At 35.3% G+C, this 11,936-nt stretch carries 11 protein-coding genes; 3 read left to right on the forward strand and 8 right to left on the reverse strand.

All coding sequences use genetic code 11. The features are described 5' to 3' along the window. Positions 1-98 precede the first annotated feature (98 nt). From sucD to BM361_RS13195, 7 genes are all read right to left on the reverse strand, one after another. Entirely contained in the window at positions 99-971 is an 873-nt protein-coding gene (gene sucD, locus BM361_RS13165) for a succinate--CoA ligase subunit alpha (RefSeq protein ID WP_038263902.1), read from the reverse strand. A 77-nt stretch (positions 972-1,048) separates the two neighbouring features. Continuing rightward, positions 1,049-1,984: a UDP-3-O-(3-hydroxymyristoyl)glucosamine N-acyltransferase gene (locus BM361_RS13170; RefSeq protein WP_038263904.1), complete on the reverse strand. Its 936-nt coding sequence runs from the start codon at positions 1,982-1,984 to the stop codon at positions 1,049-1,051. A 12-nt stretch (positions 1,985-1,996) separates the two neighbouring features. Then, positions 1,997-2,563 carry an elongation factor P gene (gene efp, locus BM361_RS13175; RefSeq protein WP_038263906.1) on the reverse strand — a complete coding sequence of 189 codons (567 nt, stop codon included), beginning with the start codon at positions 2,561-2,563 and terminating at the stop codon, positions 1,997-1,999. A gap of 26 nt (positions 2,564-2,589) precedes the next feature. Further along, positions 2,590-3,378, reverse strand: a complete 789-nt coding sequence (gene lpxA, locus BM361_RS13180) for an acyl-ACP--UDP-N-acetylglucosamine O-acyltransferase (protein ID WP_074979393.1) — start codon at positions 3,376-3,378, stop codon at positions 2,590-2,592. Between the two features lie 3 nt (positions 3,379-3,381). Next, positions 3,382-4,788 (reverse strand): bifunctional UDP-3-O-[3-hydroxymyristoyl] N-acetylglucosamine deacetylase/3-hydroxyacyl-ACP dehydratase, encoded by a 1,407-nt coding sequence (locus BM361_RS13185; protein ID WP_074979457.1) that lies wholly within the window; start codon positions 4,786-4,788, stop codon positions 3,382-3,384. Continuing rightward, positions 4,781-5,809 (reverse strand): UDP-3-O-(3-hydroxymyristoyl)glucosamine N-acyltransferase, encoded by a 1,029-nt coding sequence (gene lpxD, locus BM361_RS13190; protein ID WP_038265327.1) that lies wholly within the window; start codon positions 5,807-5,809, stop codon positions 4,781-4,783. Before lpxD ends, BM361_RS13185 begins: the two co-directional genes overlap by 8 nt. A gap of 30 nt (positions 5,810-5,839) precedes the next feature. Then, positions 5,840-7,063 (reverse strand): HD domain-containing protein, encoded by a 1,224-nt coding sequence (locus BM361_RS13195; protein WP_074979395.1) that lies wholly within the window; start codon positions 7,061-7,063, stop codon positions 5,840-5,842. Positions 7,064-7,102: 39 nt separating this feature from the next. Here BM361_RS13195 and porX point away from each other — a divergent pair, with 39 nt between their 5' ends. Next, on the forward strand, positions 7,103-8,650 hold the full coding sequence (gene porX, locus BM361_RS13200; protein ID WP_038265329.1) for a T9SS response regulator signal transducer PorX: 1,548 nt from the start codon (positions 7,103-7,105) through the stop codon (positions 8,648-8,650). 343 nt (positions 8,651-8,993) lie between these two features. Beyond that, positions 8,994-9,371, forward strand: a complete 378-nt coding sequence (locus tag BM361_RS13205) for a hypothetical protein (protein ID WP_038265332.1) — start codon at positions 8,994-8,996, stop codon at positions 9,369-9,371. Between the two features lie 322 nt (positions 9,372-9,693). Here the strand turns inward: BM361_RS13205 and BM361_RS13210 are convergent, their stop codons facing one another. After that, complete coding sequence (locus tag BM361_RS13210) at positions 9,694-10,815, reverse strand: hypothetical protein (RefSeq protein WP_074979396.1); 1,122 nt, start codon at positions 10,813-10,815, stop codon at positions 9,694-9,696. Positions 10,816-11,168: 353 nt separating this feature from the next. Here BM361_RS13210 and tsaE point away from each other — a divergent pair, with 353 nt between their 5' ends. Beyond that, positions 11,169-11,567 (forward strand): tRNA (adenosine(37)-N6)-threonylcarbamoyltransferase complex ATPase subunit type 1 TsaE, encoded by a 399-nt coding sequence (tsaE, locus tag BM361_RS13215; protein ID WP_074979398.1) that lies wholly within the window; start codon positions 11,169-11,171, stop codon positions 11,565-11,567. Positions 11,568-11,936: the final 369 nt, after the last annotated feature.

Here is an 11,936-nt window from a genome sequence, read left to right on the forward strand (position 1 = left end):
TATTAATCTACTGCAAGTAAATAGTTTACTACAAACAAAAAAGCCATCTTCAATAAAGAAGATGGCTTTTTAAAGTAATATTTCTTTAGAATCACCGATTACCCAAGTACCTCGGCAACTTTTTTTCCTATTTCAGCTGGTGAATTAACTACGTGAATTCCGCATTCACTCATAATTCGCTTCTTGGCTTCAGCAGTATCATCAGCACCTCCAACAATAGCACCTGCGTGTCCCATTGTACGACCTTTAGGAGCTGTTTCTCCAGCAATAAAACCAACAACTGGCTTTTTATTACCATTTTCTTTAACCCAACGTGCAGCATCTGCCTCAAGCTGACCACCTATTTCTCCAATCATTACAATACATTCTGTCTCTTCGTCATTCATTAACAATTCAACAGCTTCTTTTGTAGTAGTTCCAATAATTGGATCACCACCAATTCCAATGGCAGTGGTAATTCCTAGTCCTTGTTTTACCACCTGATCAGCAGCTTCGTAGGTTAAAGTTCCCGACTTAGAAACAATACCAACATTTCCTTTTTTGAAAACGAAACCTGGCATAATTCCAACCTTCGCTTCACCCGGAGTAATTACTCCAGGACAGTTAGGTCCTATAAGACGACAATCTTTATCGTTAACATAATCGTATGCCTTTACCATATCAGCAACAGGAATACCTTCTGTAATTGTAATAATTACTTTAATTCCTGCGTCGGCAGCTTCCATAATAGCGTCTGCAGCAAATGCAGGTGGAACAAAAATGATTGTAGTATCAGCTCCTACCTTTTCAACAGCTTCAGAAACTGTATTGAAAACAGGCTTGCCAAGATGTTCTTGTCCTCCCTTACCAGGAGTAACACCACCAACTACATTGGTTCCATAATCAATCATTTGTTCGGCGTGAAAAGTTCCTTCACTTCCGGTAAATCCTTGTACAATTATTTTTGAATCTTTATTTACTAAAACACTCATGAGTTATTTTTTTAGCTTCACAAAAGTAGTATTTAGAATACGAACTGCGAAATGAATTTTAATATTTTAATGATGATTTAATCTTTACCTATTTTCTCGATGATAAAAGGAATTTTACGAATAGATGCTAACTCTTTATACTTCTTACGGGCTTCCTCTGCTGGATATCCGAAATATGTAGTATTACCAGGCAAAGATTTACTGATACCCGATTGAGCCAAAATAACAGCTTTCTCTCCTATGGTAATCCCACTGGTCATTCCTACCTGACCCCAGATCGTTACTTCATTTTCTATAACCACACATCCTGCGATTCCTGTTTGAGAAGCTATAAGACACTTCTCACCAATTACAGTATCGTGCCCAACATGAACCTGGTTATCAATTTTAGTGCCTTTTTTGATGGTTGTATCACCCGTTACCCCTCTGTCTATGGTGCAAAGAGCTCCAAGATCAACATGATCTTCTATAACAACACGACCTCCGGAAAGCAATTTATCAAAACCCGTAGGCCTGTTCTTGTAATAAAATGCATCAGCCCCTAATACAGATCCTGCATGGATGGTTACATTATTACCAATAATCGTGTTATCATAAATACAAACATTCGCATGGATTAGGCAATTCTCCCCTATTTCAACATTGTTACCTATGAAAGCACCAGGCTGAACAACCGTTCCTTTTCCTATCCTGGCTGTGGCTGCTATATTTTCATGAGCCCCTTCAAAAGGCTTAAAATAAGCTGTTAACTTGTTAAAATCACGAAAAGGATCATCTGATATCAACAAAGCTTTTCCTTCCGGACAATCCACCTCCTTATTAATTAAAACAACGGTTGCTGCTGAGTTCAAAGCCTTTTCATAGTATTTAGGATGATCGACGAAAACAATATCACCGGGTGCCACCACATGAATCTCGTTCATTCCGAGAACAGGAAAATCATCAGCTCCTATATACTTCACACCAATTATGGTAGCTATTTGCTTTAGCGTATGCTTTTGAGGAAACTTCATATAAACAACATGCTATTCCTTAACGCGCTCTACGTAAGTACCTTTATCAGTCTCTATTTTAATCTTGTCTCCTTCATTGATAAACAAAGGCACGTTAACTGTTGCGCCAGTCTCAACCGTTGCAGGTTTTGTTGCATTGGTTGCCGTATTCCCTTTAACTCCAGGTTCCGTATGTGTAATTTCCAAAACCACATGAGTTGGCATCTCAACAGATAAAGGCATCCCATCTTCTGAATTTAAAAGAATCGAAACCACTTCACCTTCTTTTAAAAGATCTGGTGCATCTAGCGCACTTTTTTGAAGTGTGATTTGATTGAAATCTTCAGTATTCATAAAATGAAATGAATCGCCCTCGGGATACAAATACTGAAAACTATGGGTCTCTACCCTAACATCATCAATTTTATGACCAGCAGAAAAAGTATTATCGATTACCTTTCCGGTAGTTACACTTTTAAGTTTTGTTCTTACGAATGCCGGTCCCTTACCCGGTTTAACGTGTAAAAACTCAATAATCTTAAATATATCGTGATTGTAACGAATACAAAGTCCTTTTTTAATATCTGAAGTACTTGCCATTTTTAATGTTTTTTAAAATAATTATTTTAACTGTTCGCGCTGAAATACCCTTTCATAATTCCACGTTGAGAATCTTTAATAAACTGAAGGATTTCATCTCGCTCCGGAGTAGCTTCCATTTCAGCCTCTATAATTTCGACCGCTTGGGTATTGTTATAATTTCTTTGATATAGTATTCTGTAAATATCCTGAACTTCTCTGATTTTCTCGGTAGAGAATCCACGTCTTCTCAATCCAACAGAGTTAATTCCCACATAGGAAAGTGGTTCTCTTGCCGCCTTTACATAAGGAGGCACATCTTTTCTAACCAGTGAACCACCGGTAACAAAAGCGTGATTCCCAATAGAACAAAACTGATGTACAGCAGTCATCCCAGCCAATACAACACTATCTCCCACAGTAATGTGTCCCGCTAATGTACTATTATTAGAAAAAATACAGTTTGCACCCACAATGCAGTCATGTGCAATATGACAATAAGCCATTATAAGACAATTATCACCTATAACAGTTTTCATTCTGTCGCTGGTTCCTTTGTTGATGGTTACACATTCCCTGATGGTAACATTATCTCCAATTTCAGCTATTGTATCTTCTCCTTGATACTTAAGATCCTGCGGTGGAGCAGAAATTACGGCACCTGGAAAAATATTACAATTCTTTCCAATTCGTGCCCCTTCCATGATCGTTACATTACTCCCTATCCAGGTACCCTCTCCAATAACCACATTATTATGTATGGTGGTAAAAGGTTCAATTACTACGTTTTTTGCTATTTTGGCACCAGGATGTACGTATGCTAAAGGTTGATTCATTTCTTAATTTTTTACTTTTACTATCTGAGCCATTAATTCGGCTTCTGTTGCTAGTTTTCCATTAGCATAGGCATAAGCTTGCATATGACAGATACCTCTTCTTATTGGCGAAATTAATTCACACTTAAAAATAAGGGTATCACCGGGAGAAACTTGTTGCTTAAACTTCACATTATCCATTTTCATGAAATATGTCAAGTAGTTTTCTGGATCTGGTACGGTGCTTAACACTAAAATACCTCCTGTTTGGGCCATAGCCTCTACCTGAAGAACTCCCGGCATAACCGGAGCTCCTGGAAAGTGCCCAACAAAAAAAGGTTCGTTCATGGTCACATTCTTAACCCCAACTACATGACTATCTGACAACTCCAATATTTTATCAACTAACAAAAATGGAGGTCTATGAGGGAGCTTATTCATGATCTCCGTAACATCCATCAATGGAGGTTGATTCAAATCAAATTTTGGAACTTTATTGCGTTTTTCAATCTTAATGATCTTTGACAGCTTCTTAGCAAATTGGGTATTTACAAAATGTCCTGGTTTATTAGCAATGACCTTCCCTCGAATTCGAGTCCCTACCAATGCTAAATCTCCAATAACATCTAATAATTTATGCCTGGCCGCTTCATTAGGATAATGTAAGGTTAAATTATCTAATATACCGTTTGGCTTCACAGCGATGCTGTCTTTATCAAATGCAACCTTTAACTTTTCCATAGTTTGAGGAGATAATTCTTTATCTACATAAACAATGGCGTTATTAAGATCTCCACCTTTAATTAACCCTCCTTCAAGTAACATTTCTATTTCATGCAAAAAACTAAAGGTTCTGGCATTGGCGATTTCATCTTTAAAATCTGCCATTTTCTTTAACGTAGCATTCTGTGTCCCTAATACCTTCGTGCCGAAATCAACCATAGTGGTTACCTGATATTCATCAGCAGGAATAATCGTTATTTCACTACCTGTTTCCTCATCGGAATACGATATCACATCTGTTACCACATATTCTTCGCGATCTGCTTCTTGAGTTACCAATCCGGCCTTTTCAAGGGCTTCTATAAAATACTTCGAAGAACCATCCATTATTGGCGGTTCTGAAGCATCTAACTCAATTAAAACGTTATCGATATCCAACCCCACCAAAGCGGCTAAAACGTGTTCAGAGGTCTGAATCTTTACCCCATTTTTTTCAAGGTTGGTACCTCTTTGGGTATTCACAACGTAATTAGCATCTGCTTCGATTACAGGTTGCCCTTCCAGATCTATTCGCTTAAAAGCATATCCAAAACCTTCAGAAGCAGGTTTGAATGTCATTGTAACCTCCTTACCTGTATGAAGCCCTACACCTTTTAAGGATACTTCTTTTGCAATCGTACGTTGCTTTTCTGTTATGGTATTAGTCATTGAAAGTATGTTTTTTTTCAAGTTGGTCAATTCTATCAACTATTTTAGGTAAATTTCTAAAGTAAACATAAGACTTATTATAGTCTGAATATCCCATTGCAGGAGAACCCTGAAGCACTTCATCATCTTTTATATTTCTACCTATCCCTGATTGTGCCTGTATTCTAACTCTATCGCCAATTACAATATGTCCAACAATACCTACCTGTCCTCCAATCATACAATTTCTGCCAATTTTAGTAGAACCGGCAATCCCAGTTTGTGCAGCAATAACCGTGTTTTCTCCAATTTCCACATTATGGGCAATTTGTATTTGATTGTCGAGTTTAACCCCTTTTCTAATAACTGTAGATCCCAGGGTTGCTCTATCGATAGTAGTTCCGGCTCCAACATCAACAAAATCTTCTAAAATAACATTCCCGGTTTGTGGCACTTTCTGAAACGCTCCATTCTCATCTGGTGCAAATCCAAAACCATCAGCCCCTATTATTGATCCGCTGTGTATCACGCAATTATTACCAATAACAGATTCTGAATATATCTTTGCCCCGGCAAAAACGATACAATTGTCACCCAGACTAACATTGTCACCTATATAAACATTAGGATATATCTTCACATTATCCCCAATACTAACATTTTCTCCAATGTAGGCGAAAGCACCAATGTATATATCTTCACCATACGAAGCTGATTCAGAAACAAAAACAGGTTGTTCAATACCTTTTTTATTCAGTTTAACCTGATTATAATACTCCAATAGCGTAGAAAAAGCCTTGTAAGCATCATCTACTCTAATTAAAGTAGTAGTTAAACTTGCATCAACCTCGAAATCCTTATTTACAATAGTAACTGAGGCCTTTGTAGTATATATATGTGGTTTGTATTTCGGATTTGCCAAAAAAGTTAATGATCCTTCTGTACCTTCTTCTATCTTGGAAAGTTTAGAGACTTCTACATCTGGATTTCCTACAACATCCCCTTCAAGAATGTTGGCTATTTGTGCTGCTGTAAATTTCATCATGGCAAAAGTATAAAAAAACTCCAAAAGTTAGGACTTGGGGTAACAGAGATAATATTTTGTAACGGGTTTTGAAAGCGCCTTCAGGTTTAATTGGTCTGAGGCTTTCGCAACATCTATTATTTTTCCCGACTTAGATAATATATTGATATTCTGCTTCTCAACGTTATAAGCCTGGTTTTCAATTGCACCGGTGAACACAAAATAAGCCGCCTCTTTTTCTGTAATTCCCTTTTCAGCAATATATGCATTTTTAAGCCTTAAAAATTTCTTTTCCGATATAGGTTTCTTTTTCAGCTTAATCTTTAACAAATCCCGGTCTAAAATCATTTTACACAGATTAGACAATACAAAATCATCGCAGAATTGCCATTCTTTCATTGCAGAAATAATGTCGTAATCATCCAATCTTGCAAAAGTTTGCAATACATCTGTGTTAAAATCATTAAAAGAAACTTCATTGTTAAGAAAAAACGACAATGCAGAACTAGCCTCTAATTTCACCCCGTTATTTACCAATTCCTTGGCACGCTTAAGTATCCTGATCAATATTTGTTCAGCAGCCAGACTTGTTTTGTGCAAATAGGCCTGCCAATACATAAGTCGTCTCGCTACCAAAAATTTTTCGACCGAATAAATCCCTTTTTCTTCTATAACCAACTCATCATCAACTACATTAAACATAGAAATAATACGCTCCGAATTGATATTTCCTTCAGCAACCCCGGTGTAAAAACTATCTCGTTTTAGGTAATCTGTTCGATCCAAATCTAATTGGCCGGAAACCAATTGGTTCATGAATTTACGAGAATATTGCCCTTTAAAAATTTGAATTGCTAATGAAAGTGCTCCATCAAATTCTTCATTCAGTGCCTCCATAAACAATAACGAAATTCTTTCATGACTAACCCCATTAACAATGCTATGTTCCATAGCATGTGAAAAAGGTCCATGCCCTACATCGTGAAGTAAAATTGCCATCAACAATCCGATTTCCTCTTCTTCCGAAATAGCTACTTGTTTAAACCTTAATGTCTCAACGGCCTTCTTCATAAGGTGCATGCAACCTAAAGCATGATGAAATCTCGTATGATGCGCTCCCGGATAAACAAGATAAGACATCCCCATTTGAGAAATTCTTCTTAGTCGTTGAAAATTTTTGTGTTCTATTAAATCGTAAATTTGTGTATTGGGAATGGTAATAAAACCATATATTGGATCGTTAAAGATTTTCAGCTTATTAGTTGTCTTCAATGTGAAATAGAAATTTATAAAAAGCAAATATACGTAAGTATGAGCGACATAAAAATATTATGGGTAGATGATGAGATTGAGTTGCTAAAACCTCATATACTTTTTCTGGAACAAAGAAATTATAAAATCGATACTCGGAAAAGTGGTTCTGAGGCTGTTGACAGTATCGACTCTAATGAATATGACATCGTTTTTTTAGATGAAAACATGCCTGGTTTGAGTGGCCTGGAGACCTTGTCAGAGATTAAGAGTAAAAAACCGGATCTTCCCGTGGTGATGATTACCAAAAGTGAAGAAGAAAATATTATGGAGGACGCAATAGGTGCAAAAATTGCCGATTACCTAATCAAACCGGTAAATCCAAATCAAATCTTGCTTTCTTTAAAAAAGAATCTGGATCATTCCAGACTGGTATCCGAAAAAACAACCTCCAACTATCAACAGGAGTTTGGAAAAATTTCAATGGAAATGTCGATGGTTAATTCGTATCAGGAATGGGCTGAATTATACCAAAAACTCATTTACTGGGAATTAGAACTGGAAGATATTGAAGATGCTGGGCTTATTGAGATACTCGAATCACAAAAAATCGAAGCCAATTCACAATTTGGAAAATTTATTGACAAGAACTACCAAAGATGGTTTGAAGATCAAGATCCTCCGGTAATGTCTCATACACTTTTCAAAGAAAAGGTAATTCCAGAATTAAAAGACAACACCCCCACACTCCTTGTAGTCATTGACAATCTGAGATACGATCAATGGAAAGCCATTGAACCACATATTGCACCTTATTACAAAAAAACAAATGAAGCTCCTTATTTCAGTATTCTTCCTACGGCTACTCAATATGCAAGAAATGCTATTTTCTCGGGCTTGATGCCTGCCGAGATGGAAAAACTTTATCCGAATTTATGGAAGAATGATACCGACGAAGGTGGTAAGAACCTGCACGAAGCAGATTTTTTAAATGAGCAAATACGAAGACTCGGAGTGTCCTTAAAATGGGAGTATCATAAAATATCTTCATTAAAGGCCGGACGTCAGTTGGCTCAAAATTTTAAATCTCAAAAAGATAATGACCTTACGGTTATCGTGTACAACTTTGTAGACATGCTGTCACATTCAAAAACAGAAATGGAAGTGGTTAAGGAACTGGCATCTAACGATAAAGCTTACAGATCATTAACGCAGAGCTGGTTTAGAAACTCTCCATTGCTAGATATTATCCAACAATCTCAACAACTTGGGTTTAGACTTATAATTACCACCGATCACGGAACCATTAATGTTAAAAACCCTTCAAAAGTCGTTGGTGACCGGGATACCAGCCTTAATTTAAGATATAAAACGGGAAGAAGCCTAACCTATCAGGATAAGGATGTACTCGCCATCAAAGACCCAAAAGAAGTACATCTGCCGGCAATCAACATGAGTAGTTCTTTTATTTTTGCTAAAAATGATTTGTTTTTCGCCTATCCGAATAACTATAACCACTATGTAAGCTATTATAAGAACACCTATCAACATGGCGGGGTTTCATTGGAGGAAATGATCATTCCTATAGCTGTATTTGAACCTAAATAATAAAAAATCGATAAAAGTTTAAAAAGATTAAAAGTTATCGAAATATACTGTGTGTCAGTTCTGGAGCTATTTTTAGTACAGCTATTAAAAAAATTAGATGCCAAAGGCAATTTTTATTAAATGCAACTTTTGTATATCTACTCAATTGTTAACAAATTTTAGGGAACCAAAATATAGTTTACTTCCTCTGTTATTTCATCTTTTATAGCAATAAAAGTATCATCTTAAATTAGCAATATTTTATAAAAGAGTACGATAGCCGTAATAAAACTTATTTTTTTTCTTATTATTTACTATCTTTGCGATGTATTCAAGTATAGAATATAATCTACAAACTAAAACTATGCCTAAAACAATTGACAGAATAACTCATATTATCAAAATATTTGGTCTAAGCGCCAGGCAATTCGACATGTCTATAGGTGCTTCAAATGGCTACACCCTTAGAATGAGCAAAAACAATGCTTCTGTAGGAAGCGATGTATTAGCTAAAATTCTTGAAAAATATCCTGTTATAAACGCTCATTGGTTAATTACAGGCCAGGGTGATATGTTCAATACGAGTTCTAAAGCTAAAACCATTGATGCTTATAGCATTTCTGAAGAAGAAATCGAAGCCATCATTGATAAAAAATTAAAAGAACATGATAGTAAAGAACGTGATCTTTTAATGGACGAGATTAAAAAAGAAATTGAAGCTACTAAAAAAGGTTTAAAGTAGTTCTTCTACTTAAACCTTTTACCCCTGTTTTCTCCTTTACAAACAACCATCCTCAATAACTAGATTTACCCAATTTAAGGATGTGTTCCCTTTATGTCAGATTATCGAGCTTTAATCAATGATTGCAATGCAGCTTATTTGCAGAAACAATTATTTTTATTGGTAAAAGCAATTTGCTCAGGTAGATAAAGACACATCCCTCGCTAAGAACCCTTTAATTTATGTGTAATGTGAAAATCTTTAGAGCAGTCTCACATTTATATGGAAAAGAAGCCCCTTCGCCCTATCCTTCAAAATTATTATTAGCAACTAATCCTTTTTTCTATCGATCAACTTCCTCCTGCAACACCAATAATTTCTCTAAATATTCTTCAGAAGACATCCTCTTTTTACCTTCTTTTAAAGAAATTAATTGATCTCTTATTTTATCCCTCCTCTCATTGTTAATGATAGAGACCAATTGCGTAATTTCTGACTCTATTAAGGTTTGCAGCCTGGCAATAGAAAAATAATAATTAACCTTTCCGGAAATCCAGATTAATACGAATAAAATAGGAAGTAAATAGGGCAAGGCCCCCCAAATAGACTGTTCATCAATTACAGAATTCAGGTTAACGATATCGATAATCTGAATAATGGTAACTGATACAGGAGATAATATGGCAAACTTCCACCAATTCTCATTGGTTATATACCAAATTGAAAGCAATACAACCAGGTATAATTTTCCCCCAAGCAACCAAACTACTGTTAAAACAGAAGCATAATCATTGTCAAAAGCATCTCCAATCAAGCTTCCGGGAGCAACAAAATCTTGAGGAACAAAACGATAAACATAATACAGTATTGGCGTTGCTAATAGAAAAACCGAAGTAATTACCCCGGCAGCGTTTAATTTTGGCCTTGTCTTTTCGCTCCCCGTAACCCCTTCACCATATCGCTTCTTAACCTTGATACTTAATTTAGATAGCTTTTTTAGATATTCCTTCTGGTTTAAATAATTTTTGGAGGCTCTGATCGACCGCGACTTATTTCTTAAGTACTGCAAGTCACCCTTCAAAAACTTAGATTTATTTATCAGGTCATCAATCTGGAATGCATACACATCAGAACTTAATTTAAAATAGGCCTTCAACCGAACCTTTTTAAAAATCAACATACAGCATAAGGAAATTACCGTTACCGGAATAATCATAGAATACAAAATTCCCATTTCCTTATTAGCATGAAAAATAGTAACATCAAATTCCCTGAATAAAATATGCAAACACTGAATCATGTTCACATTAATTAAAAAGATAAGCGACCAACGCCACCAACTTCTACAAGTAAAATACCATATGGAAAGAAGAATAATTGGAATTAACTTACTTAAAACCAAATAAGACACAACATCCATCCCTTGAGACACCATCACCTCTACCCTAAAACCAAAAAGTTTCATGAAAGAATTTTTCGGGAATAATTCATTCAATCTTATTAGAAAGGGACTTACAACAATGAAGACTCCCAAAAAAACCTCAAATAAAAATATACGGCTATTTTGTTTACTACTATATTTTACGCTATCTACAAGACGCTTTATTGGTATACTAATAAGCATTCTCAAGTTTTTTCCATTACCCGATATAGCAGTATCGTGAATTTAAAATCAGACTCTTTAAATTTCAAACCAACATGCTTCATGGTTGCAAACCTAATAGATTTTAATGAATTACAATGATCAATTTAATAATATCAATATTTTTGTGAAATAATAAAATCGTTAGTTGCTTTCAAAGATTAAACAATAATATTATGAACTATACGTTAACAGATATACCCCAGATTGCTAACTACATTATTAAGAATGCTAAAAGTAATATTCTATTATTTTATGGAGAAATGGGGGTTGGTAAAACTACGCTCATAAAAGAAATTGTAAAAGAGTTAGGAGTAAATGACGTAACCTCCAGTCCTACATTTTCGATCGTTAATGAATATGAGGGAAATAGTGGTAAAATTTACCATTTTGACTTTTATAGATTAGAAACTGAAGAGGAGGCTTATGATATAGGATTTGAAGACTATATTTACACAGATGCTATATGTTTGATAGAGTGGCCGGAGAAAATCGAAAATTTACTACCAGAAAATGCCACCAAAATTATGATCACAAAAGTTTTAGACAATAAAAGATCTTTAATTCTAAAATAGTTGTATATTAGGTAACTTCATTCCTTTTTAACTTAAAATATAGAAGAAAAAAACTACTAATATACGACTAACTTATTAATTTCCTGTAAGTTATTTTTTCGTAGGTTTGTTTCAACAAACAACGAAAAACAAAACGAATTTTTAAAATATTACCAAAAAACTTACAGTCATGAAATTAGTAAAAATTACTTTCGCCTTATTATTTATGGCCTCTTTTGCTTTAACTTCTTGCTCTCCTAATAGCGTAGCTGACGAAGATAATCTATATGATAATACTCAGGGAGTTGAGAAATCGAAAATCCAAATGCCTTCGGCTGGATAATTAAAGCAAACCTATATTCTACAACCTTTAAACTTACGATTATGAAA

The sequence above is a fragment of the Zhouia amylolytica genome, from assembly GCF_900116365.1.
Lineage (GTDB): Bacteria > Bacteroidota > Bacteroidia > Flavobacteriales > Flavobacteriaceae > Zhouia > Zhouia amylolytica.